The organism is Gilliamella sp. LMG 34359, from assembly GCF_984569085.1.
Genome location: NZ_OZ474906.1, coordinates 1325752 through 1349913 on the forward strand (window position 1 = coordinate 1325752; position 24162 = coordinate 1349913).

Below are 24162 nucleotides of genomic sequence, written 5' to 3' on the forward strand. Positions count from 1 at the left end.
AAATCAAATTTTTGATAAATTTATGTTATATCGCGAATTTGACATTTTCACTTGATAAATTTAAATCTTAAAACACTTAAAATGATAAGCGAGATAAGATTAATCTGTTACTTGTTTCTTTCTCGCTTTTATTACATACCATTTTAAATGAGATAGATAAATTCAAACTTGATAATTTCTATCATTCTGGCAATTTTAAAACCTTTGGCTATCAACTAAAAATAAAAAGTTTGTTAATAGTCATCTAAGTTTTCAATACTAACAATAGGAGGTTTGGGCGGAATAATAATTCTATGCTTTATCAATATGTTGCAAATAAAAAAGACAACGATTGATATAACACCAGAAATAATGAATATCATGTGATGAGATGAATTAAATGTTACGTAATTTTTAAATGTCATAAACGAATCAAGTTGATAATAGTAACATATAACAATAAAACCAATTATCCATGATATCATTGAAATATAACAGCTTTTTAACTGCGATAAAAGATCGGTGTAACTCTCCCATGAACGATAAGGTTGTTGTTGTAAGGAAATGATCTCTTGTTCAGATATAATTTTCATCGGTGTATATTTATCTATTATAGCGCATATTTCTTTACCTTTATTGCTCCGTTTACTATAAGAACCATCCTTATTTATTGATATATTATGTTCTGCAGCCATTAAATGAGCTTCGTCTATCTTATTATTAATAATGAGTAAATTATGAAGAGTAGTTTTAAATTGTTGTTTTTCTGATGGATCTAACCAAAAGTCAGAAATACTTTTAGGTTTTGGTTGATATTTATTTATTTTAAATGAAGTATAAATACCATAAAAGATAATTACTAAAGGCGATAAAATTAAAATTGCGGCAATACATAACAATATAATTAATAACGCGCCACCAGCATCAGAATTTTTTTTTCTAGCCATTATTATTCCTTGAAAGTTATTTGGGGATTTTAAAATCCACTATTGCAATGAGTAAAAATCATAAAACTTATCTTTGATTTATTATTGATATGATTGTTATTTGGTATAAATTATTATCTTATTACTTATATTTTAACCTCGAGAATCATAAGTCATAGATAATAACGGTAACTAGCTATCACCGCAAGAAGGAAAAATGTACAAATATATTTTGATAAAATTAGCTTTCAAGAGATAGGCAAATATCATCATATTAGCAAAATGCGTTGAAAATTTTGCAAGAAAGTTGAAAAGAGAGCTTTTAAGTTCTTTAGTATTTTCTTAAATTTCCGGATATCCATTATCCACCATATTATTTTTAGTAGAAGTTAATAGCGGTATTAGCTTAGTTTATCAATAACTAAGACTATTCCGGAAAATAATCAATTTCCTGTTTATTCACAATTCGTAAGGTTAAGTCCGTGATGGCGATAATTAATGCCGAGCGGATCATCTGTTGATAACGGTTTTGATACATTGACGATTTTAAAGCATCAACAATACCATTTTCTTGAAGGTTATTTGGAGGATAATTCCAGTTAGGCGGGAGTATCATATCATGCAATAAGCTGATAGGTCCTAAAATTTCGTCATCCAGATAGGTGTAATTTTTATCGTCTTGTTCAAGCTCGTCTAAAATTGCCATTAACAATTCAATATCTTCATAATCCTCACGGGTAATAATTCCTAGCGCATAGAGTAATTTTAAGCAGACCGAGGTGTCATTGAGTGGGCCGTTTTTGCCCACTAATGATGGAATGACAAACTTGATGGCATGAGGCTCTTTACGAAAAACTTTTAGAATTAGTTGATTTACGCTGTCATTAATTAGTTTGATAGCAACCTTCAGCAAGCCGTGGATATCAGCTTGCTGATTGAGTTTTTCCAGTATGGTGTCTTCTGCTAATGTCTGCTTTGGCATTGTCACTTAAAATTGATGATTTTGCATAGCAGTATAAAGTTGTTCTATTTTGCTAACAACTGGATTATCACTTTCGATTTCAGAAATATTACAAAATGCTTGTTTTAAGCTGCTGTTAGCAATTTGATTTGCTAAATCGATAGCTTGTTCGTCGTCATTATTGCGATAGTTAAGCGCTGCAGCAATACCAATAAGTAAATTTTGGTTACCAAGTTGATATTCAAAGGTGCCCAATAATGGTTTAATTAAACGATCGCCCCGGCCTAATTTGCGTAGGGGTTGACGACCTACTCGGGCGGTATCATCGTGGAGATAAGGATTTTCAAAACGGCTTAGGATTTTTTCAATATATGCTTGATGTTTGACAGGATCAAAATGATAGCGTTTGATTAGCACTTGACCACTTTCTTCCATAGCGCCACGAACAATTTTACGAATTTTATCATTTAAGATCGCATCACGGATGGTAGCAATATTGTTGTAGAAACCTAAATAGGCCGTAATAGCATGTCCAGTATTTAGAGTAAATAATTTACGTTCCACAAAGGCCATTAGGTTATCAACAGGCTCCATACCTTTGATTTGCGGGATTTCACCAATAAATTGGGTTTTATCGACAATCCATTCCGAGAAAGTTTCAACCGTCACCTCTAAAATATCACCTGTTTTAGACGTTGCTGGCGGTACGATACGATCCACGGCTGAATCAACAAAGCCAATATGCTCATTAACCCATTGATGTAGATCATCAGGTAAATATTTAACAATTTCTTGTTTAAACTGGCTGGTGCCACGCACCATGTTTTCACAAGCAATAATATTGAGTGGAGCATTGTTACCTGATGCATGGCGGGCGATAATACCTTGTGCAACACTCTGCGCAATACGAGCTAAAATTTGAGGACCCACCGCAGTTGTAACCAGATCGACCTTGGCAATGTAATCATTGACTTTAGGTGAGGTACTGTTGATGGCATCAACATTCTTAACAATTTCGCAAACCGATTGTTCACCCACCACATTGACTGGATATTGATGACGACTCGCCAGTTCATCAATCACTTGTTGATTAACATCAGCGAAAGTAACATGGACACCGGCATCAGATAATAGTTTACCAATAAAACCACGCCCGATATTGCCGGCGCCAAAATGTAATGCTTGCATAATAAAACCCTTAATCTCAAATCATTTTTAATGTGTTAGACTACTTCCTAGCTAACCAGGAAGTAGTTAAGTTGTGTTAGCTTAATATTGCTAAAACTTCTTGAATATTATTAGTGGTAGCCAGTTTAGCAATAATCTTTTCGTCATCAAGTGCATTGGTTAATTTGGCGATAACATCAAGATGTTCATTGTTGCGAGCGGCAATACCAATTACAATTTTAGCTTTGTCTTGCTCCTCTTCACCAAATTGTATACCTGCTGGGTATTGGCAAAATACGATACCGGTATTAATGACATCATCCTTAGCCTCAATTGTGCCATGTGGAACTGCAATTGATTCGCCTAAGTAAGTTGAAGTCAGACGTTCACGTTCTAACATGGCTTCGACATAAGTCGGTTTCACATAACCTTTTTCAACCAATTTTTGACCGGCAAAGCGAATAGCTTCTTCTTTAGTTTGTGCGGTTAGACCTAAAAAGATATTTGTTTCATTCAATTTGAATAACGGTTGTTGGCTGTCTGTTTTTGATTGCGTAGTTGGCGCGATCTCTTGACCTCTTGCCTTGATTAAATCATTCACCAATTGATTATATAAATCACTATCTAAAAAATTAGTTAATGAAATATGATAAGCGTTAGGTGCATATTGTTTAGCACGTGCCGTTAAGTCTTTGTGGGTGATGATGATATCCGCATCTGTTGGTAAATTATTAATCGCTAGGTTGGTCACGTTAATATCTAAATGCGTATCTTCTATTTTTTTACGTAGTACACCGGCGCCCATCGCACTTGAACCCATGCCGGCATCACAAGCAACGATAATTTTTTTCACGTTAGCAAGGTCTAGTTTACCGTTGATCACTCCTTTAGCTTCGTTTTTCATGTTAGAAACATCAGATTTGGCATCTTCAAAGCTTTTATCAGCATTTTTAGTTGTTTTTAATAAAATCGCAGAAATAATGAAAGTCACTGCTGTTGCCGCGATGACGGATGCGCTTACTCCAAGAAGTGAATTTTTTGGGGTTACGGCAAGTACGGCAATGATAGAACCCGGTGAGGCCGGCGAACTCAAACCCGCACCAAAAATAGTCAATGTAAATACGCCAGTCATCCCACCGCAAATCATAGCAATAATTAAACGAGGGTTCATTAGTACATATGGGAAGTAAATTTCATGAATACCACCAAAGAAGTGAATAATTGCCGCACCACTGGCTGATCCTTTGGCCGCTCCTTTACCAAAAAACATATAAGCAAGTAATAACCCTAACCCAGGACCAGGGTTTGCTTCAATTAAAAAGAAGATTGATTGGGCATGTTCAGCAGCTTGTTGAATACCTAACGGTGAAAATACGCCGTGGTTAATTGCATTATTTAAAAATAGGATTTTTGCCGGTTCAACAATAATGGAAGTTAATGGTAGTAAATTATGTTGAACCATGTAGTCAACACCACTAGCCAGTACATTTGAGGCAACAACAACTGAAGGACCTATAGCAAAGAATGATAATAAAGCGAGTAACATACCAATAATGCCAGCAGAAAAGTTATTCACTAACATTTCAAAACCACTTTTGATTTTACCGTCAACCGCTTTATCGAATTGCTTAATTACCCAACCACCAAGAGGACCGACTATCATGGCACCTAAGAACATTGGAATGGTTGAACCAACAACGACGCCCATAGTGGTAATTGCTCCCACAACGGCTCCGCGTTCACCGTGAACAAGCTTACCACCGGTATAACCGATTAATATTGGTAGTAAATAGGTGATCATTGGATCTACTAATTTTGCTACAGTTTCGTTTGGATACCAGCCGGTAGGAATGAAAATAGCGGTTATAAAGCCCCAAGCAATAAATGCTCCAATATTGGGCATCACCATGTTGCTTAAAAAACGCCCAAAATTTTGGACTTTTAGTTTAATGTTTGATGTTGTCATATTAATCTTTCCTTATTGATTGACATAATCATTATGCAGCTATTGTAGAAGTATTTAGTTAGTAGATTCATCAAAAATAATCAAAAAATGTGACGAATGTCACACTGTTAAAAGCGGGGTATTTTCTGATTTTGTGATTTAGATCACATTTTTACCTTGAGTAACTACAAGAATGGGGCATTGGCCGTTGTATGAGTGAATGGAATTAATGGCTATCAGAGTAAAGTAAAGGTAAACATGATAATTTATTGATGCATTATCAGTATTTTATTGAAATTATTAAGAATAGTTTTATCTCGGATGAAAATTTGTTATTATGCGCTTGCTATAGATGCAAACCAGTTTTGTCATATTTCATTTAATGGATTCGATGAAAAATCATTATATTAGTTAGAGGTAAAATGAAAGCTCTCTCAATTTTTGGATTAATTTTAGCCATAATATCTGTTTTTATTCCACTTTTAGGTTTACTTTTAGCTATGTTATGTAGTTTATTGGCGTTAATTACTTTTGTTAAACAACCGACTATTTCTACTACTATATTCGGTATTAATATTATCAGTACCGCATTTTTTTCACCGGTGTTAGCTGCTATGGCTAATAGAGCTGGTATTAGCAGTTATCAAATGTTTCTTTTCTTCCATATAATATTACTATTCATTGCGGTTATTTTATTTTTAATTTTCGGCAAAAAATAAACAAATGCATAGTACTAGACAAATCATTAAAAACATATTAAAAAAAACAATGCGTTGCTTAAATTGATTGGATGCTATTAAGTAAATTCAAATTTTTATACTAGCAAATCATCAAATACTATCGATGTATAGCCACTAATGGTTTAGGTTAGTGGTTGACAATATGCTTGGTTTACCATCAAATCTCTAAGTCTCTAAGTCTCTAAGTCTCTAAGTCTCTAAGTCTCTAAGTCTCTAAGTCTCTAAGTCTCTAAGTCTCTAAGTCTCTAAGTCGTCTCTTTTTATCGATAAAATTTTCGCAGATATTGGCACATAAGTCGGCAAAATTATTATATTCGTTGTTATCTTAATAATAAAAGGGTTTCATACTGTTACTGTTACTGTTACTGTTACTGTTACTGTTACTGTTACTGTTACTGTTACTGTTACTGTTACTGTGTTCATATTCAAAGATTGTTAGCGGCAACACATAATCTGATGTCGCGCAAGCGTGCCACCATGAGAACACTATTTTGACAGCAGTTAAGTCAAAATTATGATTTTATTCTGCGGGTTTTAATGATTTTGCGAGGTGTTTTTTTGAGTAAATATGAGAACTTAGCCTAAATTTGTTATTCAAGGCTAAGTCCTTACATTTAACTAACAAATTACTCCACTGTTACCGATTTTGCTAGGTTGCGCGGTTGATCAACGTCGGTACCTTTGATTAAAGCTACATGGTAAGCAAGCAACTGCGTCGGTACTGTGTAGTAGATTGGTGCAGTGAGTTCTTCAATATGTGGTAAATTGATAATATGCATAGTATCGTCACTGACAAAACCTGCATCTTGCTCGGCAAACACATAAAGTTGACCACCACGGGCACGCACTTCTTCAATATTGGCTTTGAGTTTTTCGAGTAAGTCATTGGTCGGTGCCATAACAATCACTGGCATATCGGCATCAATTAACGCTAAAGGACCATGTTTTAATTCACCAGCGGCGTAAGCTTCGGCATGAATATAGGAGATCTCTTTTAATTTTAATGACGCTTCCATGGCGATTGGGTACTCGTCGCCACGACCTAAAAATAGTGCATGGTGTTTATTGACAAAATGACCTGCAAGTTTTTTGATTATAGGTTCGGCCATTAACACTTGTTCAATGCGATTTGGTAAGGTTTGCAGGGCATGGACGATCGCTTGTTCGGTGATTTCGGCCATGTTATTAAGTCGCCCTAATTTGGCCACTAAAAGTAATAATACTGTCAATTGGGTGGTAAAAGCTTTGGTTGAAGCAACACCAATTTCAACGCCAGCTTTGGTCAATAACACCAAATCCGCTTCACGCACCAGAGTAGAGGCCGCCACATTACAGACGCCAAGGGTACTTAGGTAATTATTCTCTTTTGCTAAGCGTAATGCCGCAAGGGTATCTGCCGTTTCACCTGATTGTGATAGGGTGATAAATAAACTATTTTTACGACGCGCGGGGTTTCGATAGCGGAATTCTGAAGCGATTTCAACGTCACAAGGAATACCGGCCAAGGCTTCAAACCAATAACGAGCCACCATACCAGCATTATAAGCGGTACCACAAGCGACGATTTGCACATGTTCAACTTGTTTAAGAATATTTTCAGCATCGGCTCCAAGTTCAGATAAATCCACTTTACCATGTGCCATTCGGCCTTCAAGCGTATTTTTGATGGCATTTGGTTGTTCGTAAATCTCTTTCTGCATGTAGTGGTTAAAGCCGGCTTTACTGCCTGCGTCATATTTAGCATCAGACTCAATACAAGGGCGATCGACTTCTTGATAATTTTTGTCAAAGATGGTTACTGTGCGATGGGTGACTAATGCAATATCACCTTCTTCTAAAAAGATAAATTGCCGTGTAACCGGTAATAACGCTAGTTGATCTGAGGCAATAAAGTTTTCGCCAACACCACAACCAATTACTAATGGGCTACCTGAACGGGCAGCGACTAAAATGTCTGGATTGCGAGTATCCATTACCACAGTGCCATAAGCACCGCGTAATTGTGGGATTGCTTTTTGTACCGCTTCGAACAGTGAGCAATCTTCGGTTGTAATAATATCGTGAATTAAGTGAGCAATAACTTCAGTATCGGTTTCTGAACGAAATTGGTAGCCTTTTGCGATGAGTTTTTCACGTAGCGGCTCAAAATTTTCGATAATGCCATTATGTACAACAGCAATAAAGCCCGATACATGTGGGTGGGCATTGTGTTCGACTGGTTCGCCGTGCGTTGCCCAACGAGTATGCGCAATCCCTGTTGACCCTTTGATTGGATGCTCGTCTAGTGCATCTTTAAGCGCCTTTACTTTTCCGACACGTCTTACTCGCTGTAACTCACCAGTAGGTGAGATAATTGCCAGTCCAGCAGAATCATAACCACGATATTCTAATCGTTTTAACCCTTCTAATAATATTTCTGCCACATCACGCTTGGCGATAGCACCGACAATACCACACATTATTTATTCCTCTTTCAATTTAGTTGGTCTTTTCCAACCAGCAAGTTGTTTCTGTTTTACGCGACTAATTACAAGTTCATTGTCATTGACATCATTGGTTACCGTTGTCCCCGCGGCAATGGTTACCCCTTTACCGATTTTGACTGGTGCAATGAGTTGAGTGTCTGAACCGACAAATACATCGTCTTCAATTATGGTTTTAAATTTGTTCGCACCATCATAGTTACAGGTAATTGTGCCAGCGCCAATGTTGACGTTGCTACCAATTTCACTATCACCTAAATAACTTAGATGTCCCGCTTTGCTGGCCTTACCAAGATGGGCTTTTTTCAATTCGACAAAGTTACCCACATGCGCATGATCATCAAGTTGGCTACCTGGTCGTATTCGGGCAAAAGGGCCGATAGTACAGTGCTCGGCAATGACGGAGTCTTCAATTACTGTGTAAGGACTAATTTCGCTGTTATCAGCAATGGTGCAGTTTTTCAAAATAGAGCCGGCACCAATAAAGACATTGTTTCCTAACTTAACCTCACCTTGAATAATCACATTAGTATCAATTGTGACATCCTTGCCATGGGTTAACTTACCGCGTAAATCAAAGCGTGCAGGGTCAAGTAACGTAACGCCAGCAAGTAAAAGTTGCTCGGCTTGATGCTGTTGATAATGGCGCTCTAAAGTTGCTAACTGCAAACGGTTGTTAACACCTTCAACTTCGAATTGCTTTATTGGATGTGAAGTTAAAATTTCATAACCATCTTGGTGAGCAAAGGCGATAATATCGGTTAAATAGAACTCTTTTTGCGCATTGTTATTGGTTAAGCGCGATAGCCACTGTTTAAGTAATTTGCCAGTTACCAGCATGATACCAGTATTAATTTCAGTAATTTTTTGCTGTTCAGCATTGGCATCTTTTTGTTCAACAATAGCCACCACTTTACCGTCTTTACGTTCGATTCGACCATAGCCAGTTGGGTCATCTAAAATCACCGTCAATAAGGCAATGCCTTCTTGTGGTTTACTGGCGATGAGATTTTGCAAGGTTTCAATTGAGATAAGAGGTGTATCACCATATAAAATTAAGATATCTTCATCATCTTCAATAAAGGGAATAGCTTGTTGAACAGCATGTCCTGTACCCAACTGTTCAGCTTGATAAACCAGTTGTACAGGTTGATCTTGTAGCGATTTTTCCAGCTCGCTTTTGCCATGACCATAAACAATATTGATGCGATCAGTATTAAGTTGTTGAACGGTATCAATAACATGTTGTAACATCGGCTTACCGCCGATTTTATGTAAAACTTTAGGTAGGTTGGAATACATCCGTGTGCCTTTTCCTGCCGCCAAAATAATAGCACTGCGCTTTGGAGGTGAAATTGCCATAATCAGTTCCGGTCTGGTTAAATAAGGCTAATACTATAATCAAAGTTTTCCACGAAATCACCCCGAAATTGTTAATTTTTATCCTAAAAAAAGTTTTACGATTATCTATTCCGCTAATCTTTGCGCCGAAATTTTATTACTAAATTGACTCTAGGCTTTTGTTATAGGTCTCAATACCCAAACTATAGACGGCTATAGCTTGTATGCATAACAAAATAGCGATCAACGAGGTTACCATTAATATACCGCCATAGTTATACAACAAGACGACAAAGAATGGCATGATAATTGAGGATATACGACCACAAATAACGCAAATTGCCGATAACCGCATTCTAACATCGGTTGGAAAAAGTTCAGGGATATAACCGGCTTGGATTACCGAAACCAAATAATAGATTAACGAAAAGGTAACAAAACCACAAAGTGTGGCATATAATTGTGATGAACTAAGTGCGTATAAAATCCCTGATAATGCTGCAAGTAATGAACCTAAGATTATTGCCGGTTTTCGTCCTATTTTGTCTGTTAAGCAATAGGCAAAAACTGCTCCGGTTGGTCCCCCTAAGGTCATAAGTACAGTGATAGTTAGTGATAGATTAGCCGATATTCCTTGGCTAACCATTAAGGACGGTAGCCACGCGACAAAACCATAAATAGAAATACTCTGAACTACCATCATTAGTGACCCTAAAAATATTCGTTTACGAAAACGTGGCTCAAAAACACTAATTTTAGGTTTAATATATAAATTTGAGTGGTTATCAGTATTGGGTGTCGGTAAATTACCTTGGTAATACTTATTTTCAATATTGCTGACAATGATTTCCGCTTCTTGTTTTCGTCCTTTTCTACTTAACCATCGAGGTGATTCAGGTAGTTGCTTGCGAGCTATATATACTAATAATCCACCAAGACCAGCAATCACAAACATTGTTCGCCAGCCGGCTAATGGAATGATTAGCCAGCTAGTAAAGGTAACAAAAAATAGACCAAATTGACCAATAAATGACATGAGAGCTCCCCAACGACCACGGTGGGAAGGCGGGATAAATTCACTCAGTAAACCATAACCGACAACAATTTCAGCGCCTAATCCAATACCGGTTAAAAATCTAAAGAAAATTAACCAGTACATATCAGGTGTCAAAGCACAGGCAATTGATGCAAAACCAAATATTAGCAAATTAATTTGATAGGTAGATTTTCGGCCATGTTTATCACCAAGGTATCCAGCCATAATTGAGCCAAGTAACATGCCTAATGATGTTCCAGATAAAAAACAGGCATTTAAATGTAATGTAGACCAGTTTTCCTCAATTAAAATACTTAAAACTGAATTAGCCAAATAATTATCAAAACCGTCAAAAAACATTCCTCCACCAATAATAATCAGTAAATTTCGATGAAAAGAACTGATCGGGAGTCGATCAAGTCGTGCTGCTAAATTACTCATTATTGCTCCTAATCATTTAATTTTTAAAAAGATAAAATACTATTGCAACTGTCAATTTTTCTATGCTTTTGCTAATTCGTTTCACTCATAGCAATAAATATTAAGTAATCATTAATATCCCTAATGATTAATCAAAATAATAATGTAATATTCCAAGAAAAAATGATTAATTCAAACAAAAAATCTTTTTTATGTGCGCTATTTCACAAAATTTGCAGAATGTTATTGGTGTGGTATATCAATACATATGGTTTTTTAATTTTTAATTATTTGGATAATTCGATGATTATAATTAAATTTTATTCAATTTGCTTATTCGAAAACAACAATATCACAATCCAACATAAAATCTTTGAACAAAAGAATTTATGTTGACTTTAAAAAATAATGGTGTCATATTTTGTCTGTTTTCAAAAAAAGGTGATTGTTAATTAATAATTAATCGCTTGGTTGTTTGGCTTAATTGAATAAGGTTGGAAGCAATGAATGAGATAACAAAACCCTATTGTGGGGCAAGATTAGATAGGTTACCAACAAGCAAAAATCAATGGAAAATTTTTGGTTTAGTCGCTTTTGGTTTGTTGGTTAGTTGGAGTAATGCAATTGGTGGTTTAATGCTCGCCCAATTGCAAGAAATTGGTTGGACAAACAATAACATTACCGCGATCTTTTCGTCGCTAACTACAGCTGGTATGTTTTTTGGTGCTTTTATCGGCGGGATTATTGGCGATAGGATTGGCAGAAGAAAAAGCTACCTGCTTTTTGTCTTTATCCATATTATTTCGATGGTTATTGGTGCTATGTCACCTAATATGACGTTTTTAATTGTTTGTCGATTTGTTATGGGATTTGCCCTCGGTGCCTTACTAGTAACATTATTTGCCGGTTTTACTGAATATGTTCCTAGTAAAACAAGGGGAACATGGTCTGCACGTGCTTCGTTTATAGGAAATTGGTCTTATCCTGTTTGTTCATTGATTGCCATGGCTATTACTCCGGCTATCGCCCCGGAAATGAATTGGCGTATACAGCTTTTAGTTCCCGCTTTTTTATCGACTATACTCTTTTGGGTTACCTATCGTCATTTTCCCGAATCGCCTCGATGGCTTGAATCTCAAGGTAGATATGCCGAAGCTGAAAAAATAGTTTCAGATATTGAAAAACGTGTTGTTGCCGAAACAGGTAAACCATTACCGCCATATGAGAAACTGGATAATGCTAAAGAAACCAATATCTCCTATTCACAACTGTTTCAAGGGGAATTATTAAAACGTGTCATTTTAGGATCATTTGTTCTTATCGCAATGAATGTCGTGCAGTACACCCTAATTAATTGGCTACCAACCATCTTCTTGAAACAAGGTATCAATTTAAAAGATTCAGTTTTATTAAATACGATGAGTATGTTTGGTGCACCAATCGGCATATTTATTGCGATGTTCATTATTGACAAAATTCCAAGAAAAATCATGGGGATTGGTCTATTAATTATTATTGCTGTCTTAGGCTATATATATTCATTACAAAGCGATATGACCACAATATCTATCTTGGGATTTTTCTTAATTACCTTTGTTTATATGTATGTTTGTTATGCATCAGCTGTTTATGTGCCAGAAATATGGCCAACAGCAGCAAAAATGCGTGGTGCAGGACTTGCCAATGCTGTCGGGCGTGTGAGTGGCATCATTGCACCATATGGCGTTGCCTATTTTTTAAATACTTCAGGTGTTGTTGGCGTGTTCTTACTACTTGGTGGCGTGGCTATTGCTACCGCGTTAATCATTGCCATTGTTGGTATTGAGACGAGGAGCGCATCCGTTGAGGATATTGGTAATATTGTTAAAAAAGAGAGTTAATTTAATTTGGAGAGTGAATTATGAAAGCGTTAGCAAGATATGGAAAAGAGTTTGGTGGATATCGTTTAATTGATGTTCCTGAGCCGGTTTGTGGTGATGAAGATATTGTCATTGAAGTTAAAGCCGCGGCTATTTGTGGTGCTGATATGAAACATTTTCGTGTTGAAAATGGTTCTGATGAATTTAATTCCATCAGAGGTCATGAATTTGCAGGAAAGATCGTCAAAGTTGGTAGCAAAGTGACTGATTGGCATGTTGGGCAGAGGATTGTCTCAGATAACTCTGGACATGTTTGTGGTAAATGTCCGGCTTGTGATAAGGGTGATTTTTTAACCTGCAAAGAAAAAGTAAATCTTGGTCTTGATAATAACCGTTGGGGAGGTGGGTTTTCAAAATATTGTTTAATCCCCGGTGAAATTCTAAGAATTCATAAACATGCAATTTGGGAAATCCCTGAAAATTTAGATTATGAAGAAGCCTGTGTACTTGACCCAATCTGTAATGCTTATAAAGCAATTGCTCAACGTTCAAGTTTTTTACCGGGCAACGATGTGGTGGTTATTGGTACTGGTCCTTTGGGATTGTTTTCTGTGCAGATGGCAAAACTAATGGGTGCGGTAAATATTGTCATGGTCGGGCTTGAAGAAGATACCAAGAAACGTTTTGCAGTAGCTAAACAACTTGGTGCAACGCATTTAGTCAATGGTTCTAAAGAAGATGTTGTAAAACGATGTCAGGAAATATGTGGCGTAGATAATTTAGGTCTAGTGTTGGAGTGTTCAGGCGCCAATATCGCACTTAAACAGTCAATAGATATGCTTAGACCGAATGGTGAAGTAGTTCGAATCGGTATGGGTTTCAAACCTTTTAATTATCCAATTAATGATATTACGTCATGGGCAATAAGTATTATTGGACATATGGCTTATGACTCAACCACCTGGCGTAACGCTATTAGATTATTAGCAGATGGAAAAATTAAAGTTAAACCAATGATAACCCACAGATTTGGATTATCTGAATGGGAAAAAGGTTTTGAGTTAATGGCAAACAAAGAAGCGATTAAAGTCATTTTGACATATGACTTTAATGACTAAAACGAATAGGAGATAACATGTTAGCAAATATAAAATATTGGGAAGAATTTGCACAAAAGAACGGTTTTGCTATTCCACATTTTAATGTATGGAATGCCGAAATGCTAATGGGCGTTATTGATGCCGCTGAAGAAACTAAAGCGCCAATTATTATCTCTTTTGGTACGGGTTTTATCGGTAATACCATATTTGAAGAGTTCGCACCAATGATGGTTTCGATGGCTAAAAATGCCTCTGTTCCAGTTATCACTCATTGGGATCATGGACGAAGTATGGAGATTGTTCAAAATGCCTATAATTATGGTATGAATTCGGTTATGCGAGATGCTTCTGCTTGTCCATTTGAAGAGAACATTAAACTAACCAAAGAAGTCGTTGATTATTTTCATCCGTTAGGTGTACCTGTTGAAGCTGAATTAGGGCATGTGGGGAATGAAACTATTTATGAAGAAGCGTTATCGGGCTATCATTATACCGAGCCTTCACAAGCAGCAGAATTTGTTGATAGAACACAGTGTGATTCTTTGGCGGTAGCTATTGGTAATGTGCATGGTGTTTATTCTTCAGAACCTAAAATTGCTTTTGATGTTCTTGAAAAAGTAAGAAATGCTGTTGATATTCCAATTGTTCTTCATGGCGCATCAGGGATTGCCGATCATGATATCAAAACTTCAATATCTTTAGGTATTTCGAAAATCAATATTCATACGGAACTTTGTTTGGCTGCGATGGATGCAATTCGAAAAAATGTTAATGCATCCTTCCTTGAGCTTGAAAGAAGTGTTCGAGCCGCAGTAAAAAATAGAGCGATTGAAAAAATCACACTATTTGGTGCTGAAGACAAAAGCCCGCAATAATGGCTAATCACCCAAAAACTATAGAAGTGTTAGTTTCTATAGTTTTTGATTTAAAAAATGAATTTATTTATTTTTTTCACAGAATAACGTTGTAGAAGTAACTTTTTTTTCTGCAAAAAAATATGATATTATGCAATGAAATCCAAAATTCAGAGCTAAATACTATGAAAGGAACAAATCGATTAGCAACTATTAGGCAATTATTACTTAATGACAAAAAAGTATTAGTGTCTGATTTAAGCCAAAAGTTTTCAGTCACCGAAGAGACAATAAGAAGAGATTTAGAAAAACTTGAAGCTGAAAATTTTGCGACTAGAACTTATGGCGGTGCAGTATTTAATGGGGAAGAGATTGTATCCAACATCCCGTTCTATAAAAGAGCTGAAAAGAATTTTGAGCAAAAACAAAATATCGCAATTAAAACTGTACAACTGCTTAAAAACCGGTCGACCATATCGGCTGATTCTAGTTCGACCGTAATGGAAACCTTAAAATTATTAAAAGATCGCAATGATTTGACTATTGTTACTAATTCGACTGAAGCATTGCGTGAACTTATGCTGTCATCGGTGAATATTTTGTCTACTGGCGGTATGTTTAATAAGCAATCACTTTCACTACAAGGCACATTAGCTGAGCAATCGATTTGCAACTATAATGTAGATACCGCCGTTATTAGTTGTAAAGGATTAGATATAGCTACAGGTATTACCGATTCCAACGAAGATGAAGCTAAATTAAAAATGCGCATGATCTCACAAGCTACTGAAGTGATACTACTTGCAGATTCATCAAAATTTAACAAAAAAGCATTTGTTCATTTAACCAATCTATCTAATATTACCACCATTATTACGGATAAAGAGCCGAGTAAAGAGTGGATTACCTATCTCAAAACTAACCACATAGAGTTAATATATTAATTATTGAGCTTGATAAGTTAGAGAGCAAATAGCGTTATTTTTGTTTTTACTTATGGTAAATAACTATCCATATAACCTACTAAATTAATTTGATTATCTTAACTTAGTAGGTTTATTAGTCAGCTGAATGAGCCTTGTTTTTATGAAATATCTTCGGCTAGTTTTCTAATATAATTTTTATCTTGTTCGGATAAGTTTATATCTGTCGCTTTGCTGTTTTCATCTAATTCAGCTTTAGTGGTGGAACCACTAAGCACATTAATATTATCACCTTGCGCAAGTATCCAAGCGATAGCAAGATTGGCGATACTACAGTGATATTTTTCACATAATGGTTTCCATTTATTCATCATATCAATAGCATTAGATAAATTTTTAGGTTCAAACCACTTTTTTCCAAATCTTGCTGTACCTTTAGGGGCAATATAATCTTTTTCAATGGCACCAGTTAAAATGCCCATTTCTAAAGGGGAATAAGCTTGTAGAGTAATATCATGTTCCTTACACAAAGGTAACAGCTCTTTCTCAACTTGCCTATCTAATACACTGTATTTTGCTTGGACAATATCTAATTGACCATATTTTAGATATTCTTTGACATGGTTGATATCTACATTGGCTGCACCGATTGCCTTTATTTTGCCTTCTGCTTTCAATTCATTTAACACTGCAACGGTTTCTGAAATTGGTGTAAAAAAAGGTTCAACTGATTGCCAATGAGTCATATAAACATCAATATAATCAGTTTGTAATCGTTTTAAACTGCTCTCAACTTCTAATCTAATTGATTCTTTTGATAAATTTTTAAATAGAGAGCGTTCGCCAACTTTATTAAAAAAACTTCCTTCTCGTTCCCATGTAATACCACATTTGGTAATAATGATGTATTTGTCGCGTATTCCTTTAATTGCTTCGCCAACAATTGCCTCACTATTGCCAAAATTATAAGCTGGAGCGGTATCTAAAAAATTTATATTTTTTTCAAGTGCATATCTAATTGTTTCTATTGAAACTTGTTTATTATCTTGATTGCCAAAAGCGGGACCGCCACCAATTGCCCATGTTCCTAAGCCAATTCTTGATATATCAAGTCCAGTTTTACCTAATTTCATTTTATTCACAACTCACTCTCCCATTACTTTTTTCATAAATTGAGATCATCTCTTCTACTTGTTTACGACTTTTCACGCCGGTTGTTGCCCCTAGTGACTCAATTGATACTGAAGCTACTGCATTACCAAATACCGCACACTCTTCAATTGATTGTCCTCTTAATAAGGCAGAAATAAATCCTGATGCAAAGTTATCGCCTGCGCCGATAGTATCAATTTTGACGCCTTTAGGTTTTTTGAACGCGGGGGCAATTTTGCTTAGATGTTGGTTTTTAATGTAACAACCTTTTTTTCCAATTTTGATAAGCACGTTCTTTACCCCTAATGCAATGAAAGTATCCGCAATCTCACTCAGTTCTGTTTTTCCTGTGAGCTCAGATGCTTCATCATAATTGGGGAAGAAGTAATCAATATAACTTAATGCTTCAGCTATATCGTTTAAACCTTCACCTAACCGACTCTTAACCATATCAGCGCAAATAATCATATGTTCAGATTTTGCTTTTTTGAAAATTGAAACTAATGCGTGATTATCCAATTTAGGATTATTGAAAATACTTGCTAAAGATAAGATTTTTGCTTGTTTGATATTAGCCAGTCCAATGTCTTGTAAGGACATCTTCCAAAGACTACCATTTCTATTGGTGACAAAAGTTCGCTCACCATCTTCCTGAACCAAACCTACATTTATAGATGTGGTGATATCTTCTCGGGTTATTAAATTGTCTGTAATAATATTATTTTGTTGGGCAAAATCTTTAATAAATTTACCTGCAACATCATTACCAACCATCGCAAATAATGATACTTTGTGACCAAGTCTTGTAATAATTGTTGCTTCATTTATTGCATCTCCGCCTATCGTCATTGATATATTATCAACTGGATAAGAAACATTTTTAAAGATATGTTCACCTACCGGATATAAAGGTAAATCAACAATTGCTGCACCAATACAAATCACCTCAACACTGCTCATTTCCGAACTCCTTTTTAATCAGCTACTTTGATTACGCCTTTAATTAACTCTTTTTTGTTGTTAACTGAAAATTCAAAGGCCTTTTGAGTATCTTGGTAATTAAAAAAACGATCGGCGATTGAATCTACGTCAAAGTCGCCATTAGCGATAGAATCTATGGTTGCCGGAAAATCATTGGCATATCTGAAAACAGTTTGAATAGTGACTTCACGGTTAATTTTCAAAAATTCAACAGAAACGACACCCGCTATAGAACCAACGATTAGAATTTTTCCTCGGCGTTTAACCACTTCTAAAGCTTTTTCCGCAGTGAAAATTGAACCAGCAGTTTCCAGCACCACATCGGCACCGTATTCACCAACAATACTTTTAACTTTCTCAGTTAATTGCGGATCGTCACCTTTGAGGGTTGCTGTTGCACCTAGTTCAATGGCTTTAGTTAACCGATTGTCTAAGATATCGATCATTACAATTTTTGCTGCGCCTTTCAATTTGCATGCTTGCAGTGTCATCAGACCAATACAGCCAGCACCTAAAATCACAACGGTTTTCCCTAATAAATCTCCGGCCATTTTAGCTGCATGAATACCTACTGCGGCAGGTTCAACAAGTGCACCTTCTATTAGTGACATGTTTTCAGGAAGATGGAAGGTCATTGCTTCAGGATGGGTTAAATAGTTAGTAAGTGCGCCACGATAATTGGGCTGAGTAGCCATAAAGTCAACATTAGGACAGACATTGTAATGACCAGATAAACAAAACTCACAGGTATAACAAGGTACTCCAGGTTCTATACATACTCGTTGTCCGACCTTGAATTTTCTAACATTTTTACCGATTTTTTTAATAATTCCGGAACATTCATGACCCAAACCAATAATTTGATTTGGGTCTTTAGGTGGAATATAAGGGCCGTGTTCGAATCCATGAACATCTGAACCGCAGATACCAACATATTTTACTTCAATTAAAACTTCATCATCTTTAGGGGTAGGCATTTGCGTCTCTTTGATAACCATTTTTCCCGGTTTTTCCAATATTGCGACAGTATTTTTCATAAGATATCTCCAGATGTATAAATAGTTTTTTGTAGTGCTTAATGTCTATAACAGACAATAAATTAATACTAAAAAGATTAAAACGCAGATTTAATCTTTATAATAAAGATATAAATTTGGTATTTCAAACTTTTTTTCTGTGAATTGCTAGCTATATCACAAAATTCCATCAACCAATTCCATCTCGATTACTCTTGGTTTAACCAAAAAAGCCGTCATTTCTTTTTAAAAAATAAAAAAGTAAAATTAACGCATTCGTTTTTCTGTTTTAATATTGGTATATAATATGTTGTTATTTTTATTTCTTAATTTGTCTATTGCGAAGTATAGGTTTATGTGAAATCAACTTGGCAATAGCTTTTAAAACAAATTTTAGGCGACAATCCGTTGTCCTCGGGTACATTTATAAACGCTAATAGGAAACGTTAAATGAAGGTCTTACTGCTTTACACCACTCACGAAAAGCAAACCCTTAAAATTATGCAGCGAATAAAAACGCATCTTGTGGGTAAATGTGATTGTGATTTGCTTGAGCTCTTACCCGGAAGTAAGATTGATCTTGGCAGCTATCAAGCGGTTTTAATAGGTTGTTCAATTCGATATGGTTTTTACAGTAAAACCATGAAAAAATTTATTGATGCTAATTTTGCGCAATTAAATACGCTTAAATCGGGATTCTTCGGTGTGAATGTAGTGGCGAGGAAACCGCATAAAAATACACCTGAAACCAATTTATACACCAAAAAGTTTCTCGCTAAAATTGCCTGGCAACCAACTATCAAAGCGGTATTCGCTGGTGCGCTTTATTATCCTAAGTATAACTGGTTCGATCGTAATATGATTCGATTTATTATGTGGTTAGGTAAGGGCGATACCGATGTTACTAAAGAGGTGATTGAGTATACAAATTGGGCTAAAGTAGATGAATTCGCCGAGCAATTTGTTTCACTTATTGATTCACAGTCTTAGCATTTTGCAAAAATAAGGCACTATTTTCGTTAAATATCAAGTCTTAAACTTCTTTTGCAGAAACTTTGTGATATAGATCAACTTTTTTACTAAAAAGGTGTACAATATTGCGCCTAAAGAATCTATCTCCTAATTGGGATTTTAATTGTGATTGAAAATTTAAGAAATATAGCCATTATTGCTCACGTTGACCATGGTAAAACAACCTTGGTTGATAAACTTTTAAAACAGTCTGGTACGCTTGATAATTTGCGTGGCGATGACAACGAGAGAATAATGGATTCTAATGCGCTTGAAAAAGAGCGTGGTATTACTATTTTAGCTAAAAATACCGCTATTGATTGGAATGGTTACCGAATTAATATCGTAGATACCCCAGGTCATGCCGATTTTGGTGGTGAAGTTGAACGTGTAATGTCGATGGTTGACTCAGTACTATTGCTTGTTGATGCAATGGATGGACCAATGCCACAAACACGTTTCGTGACGCAAAAAGCGTTTGCTTATGGTTTAAAACCAATTGTGGTTATCAACAAAGTTGACCGTCCGGGTGCACGTCCTGATTGGGTTGTCGATCAAGTATTCGACCTATTCGTTAATCTTGGCGCAACTGATGAACAACTTGATTTCCCAATTGTTTATGCATCAGCTTTAATGGGGATTGCGGGTCTTGATCATGAAGACATGGCGCAAGATATGACACCACTATTTGAAGCAATTGTTGAACATGTAGAGCCACCAAAAGTGGATTTAGATGGTCCATTCCAAATGCAAATTTCGCAACTTGATTATAACAATTATGTTGGTGTTATTGGGATTGGGCGTATTAAACGTGGTCGCGTTAAACCAAATCAACAAGTCACTATTGTTGATAGCGAGGGTAACAAACGCACTGGCAAAGTTGGTCAAGTATTAGGTCACTTAGGCTTACAACGTTATGAAGCAGAAGTTGCCGAAGCTGGCGATATTATTGCTATCACTGGTTTAGGTGAACTTGGTATCTCAGATACGATTTGTGATAACAGCTGTGTTGAAGCATTACCAGCATTAAGTGTCGATGAACCAACGGTAACCATGTTCTTTAATGTTAATAGCTCACCATTTGCCGGTAAAGAAGGTAAATATGTTACCTCTCGACAAATCCTTGAACGCTTAAATAAAGAACTGGTGCATAACGTGGCATTACGCGTTGAAGAAACCCCAGATCCAGATGCATTTAAAGTTTCAGGTCGTGGTGAGTTGCACTTATCGGTGCTTATCGAAAATATGCGTCGTGAAGGTTATGAGCTTGGTGTATCTCGTCCTAAAGTTATCTATAGAGAAGTTGACGGTAAAAAGCAAGAACCTTTCGAACAAGTGACTTTAGATATTGAAGAACAGCACCAAGGTTCAGTGATGGAAGCTTTAGGTTTACGTAAAGGTGATTTAACCAATATGTTACCTGATGGTAAAGGTCGGGTACGTTTAGATTATGTGATCCCAAGCCGTGGTCTTATCGGCTTTAGAACTGAATTTATGACTATGACATCTGGTACTGGTTTACTTTACTCAACATTTAGCCATTACGATGATGTTCGCCCAGGTGAAATCGGTCAACGTATTAATGGGGTAATGATTTCAAACGGTACAGGTAAAGCGTTAGCTTATGCACTTTATAGCTTACAAGATCGTGGTAAATTATTCCTTGGTCATGGTGCTGAAGTTTATGAAGGGCAAATTATTGGTATCCATACTCGCTCAAATGATTTAACCGTAAACTGCTTAACTGGTAAGAAATTAACTAACATGCGAGCATCCGGTACGGATGAAGCAACTACCTTATCACCACCAGTAAAAATGTCATTAGAACAAGCATTAGAGTTTATTGATGATGATGAGTTAGTTGAAGTTACGCCATTATCTGTTCGTCTACGTAAACGTCATTTAACCGAAAACGACCGTAAACGTGCATTTAGAAGTAATAAAGAGTAATACTCCCATACTTCAATGGTTTAAAATAAAGAAAATAGAACCTCGCTAATTTGAAGTGACCCCCAGTAATTGGTTGTCCAACTATTGGGGGTTACTTCAGCTATCCGGCGGTTAACTGTTTTTAATATGATGGTATATGAGTTTTATGTTTCTGTACAAAATCACTTAAAACCAATCCCCACTTATGATTAGCAAATTCGAGTAATTCATCAATGTTTTGAAAATAATAACGTTCATGACAATAAGTGCTTTCATTAAATAATTCAGGATCGTCTTGATTAGGATCCGCATAATAAGTTGCAATCTTATACAAATAAAAAACATTATCACTATCAGTAATTGGGCTATTTAGCTGTTCGATACACATAGCAGCATAAGAACTTTCAAACAAATCATTTTCTTTTAAACGTTTTATTTTTTCTTTATCATATTTATATGAATCAATCTCAAAAAACCGAGTCTTGTCTTTCTCTTGTTTTTCTGCAAATTGCCCACGCATCTCATAGGGATATGGATGATAAGGATTATTATATGTTGTCTTTGCCATGTTTATACAATTTCCTTATGGTTATTTCCTTTAATCTAGGGAACTGGAACTATCATAGTAAACAATAGCGCTAGATTAAAATATACACAAGTATGTTTATCAACTTTTGCTAACCAATATACTTATTTAGATTATCAAACACTTTTCTAGGTTAGGATAGATTAGAAATAGATACAAAAAATAACGGTCTCCCTGATTTGATTAATGGTGATTAACTAGTTACCAAAAACAGAGGAGAGATACGGGAATACGGGAATACGGCTATGTAACTAATAATTAATTTTATAAGAAGCCGGATGGCTATCCGGCAATTAACTGTTCTTAATCTGGGATATGGGTTTCATAAATCGGTACAAAATCACTTAAAACCAATCCCCACTTATGATTAGCATACTCAAATAATTCATCAATATTTTGAAAAACATAAGCCTCATAACAATCAATGCTTTTATTAAATAAATAAAGATCCTCTTGATTAGGATCCGCATAATAAGTTTCAAACTTGTACAAATAAAAAACATTATCACTATCAGTAATTGGTCTATTTAACCAACCAAGGTATCTACCAAAGTCTGAGTGTTCTAGCGCATCAATTTCTTTTAACCTTTCTATATATTTTTCATCATATTCAAGTGAAAAAATCTGAAAAAATCGAGTTTTATTATTTTCTTTTCTTTCAACACATTGCCCGCGCATCTCATATGGATATGGATGATAAGGATTATTATATGTTGTCTTTGTCATGATTATAAAATTTCCTTATGGTTATTTCCTTTAATCTAAAGAACTGGAACTATCATAGTAAACAATAGCGCTAGATTAAAATATACACAAGTATGTTTATCAACTTTTGCTAACCAATATACTTATTTAGATTATCAAACACCTTTCTAGGTTAGGTTAGTCTCCTAAATTAACTGTCAGAATAAATTGGAAATAAATACAGAATCAAGTAAATCGTCTAAATTAACGGTTAGGATAGGTTAGAAATAGATGAAGAAAATGGTGGTTTACATGATTTGATTTCATGTTAATTACGTCGTTTATCAAGCAACTTGCCTAAACTGCGATTAGGATAAATTAGAAATAGATGAAGAAAATAGTGGTTTACATGATTTTATTTCATGTCAATTACGCCGTTTATTAGGCTAGTCTTCTAGTATCTGTATTTTAAATAGGTAAAATATGAAGGTTCAGTTAAAACCTGACCGGTTTTAACTGATTGAAGATGGCAACGATGTATATTAAGAGTGAACTATATTTAAAACTGCGATTTAAAAGTTTACTGCACTTACTGCAAATTAATATCGCTAAACTTTAATTTAACTACCCACTATAATGGTAATATTTCCCATTTATCGTTTCTGCGTCTATAGACTTCTTTTTTATCGATTCGCCACTCTTTATTTTTATAGTGAAGCGTATAACGATAGCGATATTTCATAACGGAATGCTCTTGGGTTTCAATAGCAATTTTATTCTTCTTTAACACTTCGGTTGCCAATATTTCTTCATCGGGAGAATATTCTGGTGGATATCCTACTCTTAAAGAAGATTGCCTACCATATTTCCGCTCTCTTAAAGTAAGATAAGTATTATATATTGCATCAAGGTCCTCTCTCTTTTTGGGGCTCAGGGGAGTTAACTTTTTACCTTGGTCCATGTAGTCCATAGTTAAATTATAATAATATACTTCCCATTTATTCATTGCGATAATAAATTTTTTTAGTACTTCTACTGCTTCTTGTATATTAGGTTCCATAATGCATCC

Annotated in this window: 20 protein-coding genes; 7 read left to right on the forward strand and 13 right to left on the reverse strand. The window is 35.6% G+C overall.

What is annotated here, in order from left to right:
- Positions 1-233 precede the first annotated feature (233 nt).
- The 4 genes from AC5LXV_RS06245 to AC5LXV_RS06260 all read right to left on the reverse strand — a co-directional run bounded on the left by AC5LXV_RS06245 (position 234) and on the right by AC5LXV_RS06260 (position 4999).
- Entirely contained in the window at positions 234-926 is a 693-nt protein-coding gene (locus AC5LXV_RS06245; RefSeq protein WP_493467689.1) for a hypothetical protein, read from the reverse strand.
- A 406-nt stretch (positions 927-1332) separates the two neighbouring features.
- Positions 1333-1887 (reverse strand): MltR family transcriptional regulator, encoded by a 555-nt coding sequence (locus tag AC5LXV_RS06250; protein WP_493467690.1) that lies wholly within the window; start codon positions 1885-1887, stop codon positions 1333-1335.
- Positions 1888-1893: 6 nt separating this feature from the next.
- The gene (locus tag AC5LXV_RS06255) at positions 1894-3054 is read right to left on the reverse strand and encodes a mannitol-1-phosphate 5-dehydrogenase (RefSeq protein WP_493467691.1); all 1161 of its coding nucleotides are present in this window, start codon (positions 3052-3054) and stop codon (positions 1894-1896) included.
- Positions 3055-3130: 76 nt separating this feature from the next.
- Positions 3131-4999 (reverse strand): PTS mannitol transporter subunit IICBA, encoded by a 1869-nt coding sequence (locus tag AC5LXV_RS06260; RefSeq protein WP_493467692.1) that lies wholly within the window; start codon positions 4997-4999, stop codon positions 3131-3133.
- Between the two features lie 401 nt (positions 5000-5400).
- Between AC5LXV_RS06260 and AC5LXV_RS06265 the strand changes: the two genes are divergently transcribed.
- Positions 5401-5697 (forward strand): hypothetical protein, encoded by a 297-nt coding sequence (locus AC5LXV_RS06265; protein WP_493467693.1) that lies wholly within the window; start codon positions 5401-5403, stop codon positions 5695-5697.
- Positions 5698-6344: 647 nt separating this feature from the next.
- Here the strand turns inward: AC5LXV_RS06265 and glmS are convergent.
- The 3 genes from glmS to AC5LXV_RS06280 form a co-directional block, all read right to left on the reverse strand.
- Entirely contained in the window at positions 6345-8177 is a 1833-nt protein-coding gene (glmS, locus tag AC5LXV_RS06270; protein ID WP_493467694.1) for a glutamine--fructose-6-phosphate transaminase (isomerizing), read from the reverse strand.
- A 3-nt stretch (positions 8178-8180) separates the two neighbouring features.
- Positions 8181-9563: a bifunctional UDP-N-acetylglucosamine diphosphorylase/glucosamine-1-phosphate N-acetyltransferase GlmU gene (gene glmU / locus AC5LXV_RS06275; protein WP_493467695.1), complete on the reverse strand. Its 1383-nt coding sequence runs from the start codon at positions 9561-9563 to the stop codon at positions 8181-8183.
- Between the two features lie 139 nt (positions 9564-9702).
- Positions 9703-11019 (reverse strand): MFS transporter, encoded by a 1317-nt coding sequence (locus tag AC5LXV_RS06280; RefSeq protein ID WP_110423969.1) that lies wholly within the window; start codon positions 11017-11019, stop codon positions 9703-9705.
- Positions 11020-11501: 482 nt separating this feature from the next.
- On the opposite strand from AC5LXV_RS06280, the gene AC5LXV_RS06285 reads away from it, so the two are divergent.
- From AC5LXV_RS06285 to AC5LXV_RS06300, 4 genes are all read left to right on the forward strand, one after another.
- Positions 11502-12878, forward strand: a complete 1377-nt coding sequence (locus AC5LXV_RS06285; protein WP_493467696.1) for an MFS transporter — start codon at positions 11502-11504, stop codon at positions 12876-12878.
- 20 nt (positions 12879-12898) lie between these two features.
- Positions 12899-13975, forward strand: a complete 1077-nt coding sequence (locus AC5LXV_RS06290; RefSeq protein ID WP_086359557.1) for a zinc-binding dehydrogenase — start codon at positions 12899-12901, stop codon at positions 13973-13975.
- A gap of 17 nt (positions 13976-13992) precedes the next feature.
- Positions 13993-14832 (forward strand): class II fructose-bisphosphate aldolase, encoded by an 840-nt coding sequence (locus AC5LXV_RS06295; RefSeq protein WP_493467697.1) that lies wholly within the window; start codon positions 13993-13995, stop codon positions 14830-14832.
- Positions 14833-14996: 164 nt separating this feature from the next.
- The gene (locus tag AC5LXV_RS06300) at positions 14997-15755 is read left to right on the forward strand and encodes a DeoR/GlpR family DNA-binding transcription regulator (RefSeq protein ID WP_493467698.1); all 759 of its coding nucleotides are present in this window, start codon (positions 14997-14999) and stop codon (positions 15753-15755) included.
- Positions 15756-15895: 140 nt separating this feature from the next.
- Here AC5LXV_RS06300 and AC5LXV_RS06305 read toward each other — a convergent pair whose 3' ends face one another.
- From AC5LXV_RS06305 to AC5LXV_RS06315, 3 genes are read right to left on the reverse strand one after another with little or no spacing between them, the layout of a single operon-like run.
- Positions 15896-16876 carry an aldo/keto reductase gene (locus AC5LXV_RS06305; RefSeq protein ID WP_493467699.1) on the reverse strand — a complete coding sequence of 327 codons (981 nt, stop codon included), beginning with the start codon at positions 16874-16876 and terminating at the stop codon, positions 15896-15898.
- The gene (locus AC5LXV_RS06310) at positions 16869-17846 is read right to left on the reverse strand and encodes a carbohydrate kinase family protein (RefSeq protein ID WP_493467700.1); all 978 of its coding nucleotides are present in this window, start codon (positions 17844-17846) and stop codon (positions 16869-16871) included. Before AC5LXV_RS06310 ends, AC5LXV_RS06305 begins: the two co-directional genes overlap by 8 nt.
- A 14-nt stretch (positions 17847-17860) precedes the next feature.
- A complete protein-coding gene (locus AC5LXV_RS06315) occupies positions 17861-18904 on the reverse strand; it encodes an NAD(P)-dependent alcohol dehydrogenase (protein WP_493467701.1) in 1044 nt (347 codons plus the stop codon).
- A gap of 429 nt (positions 18905-19333) precedes the next feature.
- Here AC5LXV_RS06315 and hemG point away from each other — a divergent pair, with 429 nt between their 5' ends.
- Both hemG and typA read left to right on the forward strand, forming a co-directional pair.
- Positions 19334-19873: a menaquinone-dependent protoporphyrinogen IX dehydrogenase gene (gene hemG / locus AC5LXV_RS06320; protein WP_493467702.1), complete on the forward strand. Its 540-nt coding sequence runs from the start codon at positions 19334-19336 to the stop codon at positions 19871-19873.
- 147 nt (positions 19874-20020) lie between these two features.
- On the forward strand, positions 20021-21844 hold the full coding sequence (gene typA, locus AC5LXV_RS06325; RefSeq protein WP_110423962.1) for a ribosome-dependent GTPase TypA: 1824 nt from the start codon (positions 20021-20023) through the stop codon (positions 21842-21844).
- A gap of 121 nt (positions 21845-21965) precedes the next feature.
- Here typA and AC5LXV_RS06330 read toward each other — a convergent pair whose 3' ends face one another.
- From AC5LXV_RS06330 to AC5LXV_RS06340, 3 genes are all read right to left on the reverse strand, one after another.
- Positions 21966-22391 carry a hypothetical protein gene (locus tag AC5LXV_RS06330; RefSeq protein ID WP_110434945.1) on the reverse strand — a complete coding sequence of 142 codons (426 nt, stop codon included), beginning with the start codon at positions 22389-22391 and terminating at the stop codon, positions 21966-21968.
- Between the two features lie 321 nt (positions 22392-22712).
- Positions 22713-23135, reverse strand: coding sequence for a hypothetical protein (locus AC5LXV_RS06335; RefSeq protein WP_110434949.1), 423 nt, complete (start codon positions 23133-23135; stop codon positions 22713-22715).
- Positions 23136-23724: 589 nt separating this feature from the next.
- On the reverse strand, positions 23725-24153 hold the full coding sequence (locus AC5LXV_RS06340; protein WP_493467703.1) for an NTF2 fold immunity protein: 429 nt from the start codon (positions 24151-24153) through the stop codon (positions 23725-23727).
- Positions 24154-24162 lie beyond the last annotated feature (9 nt).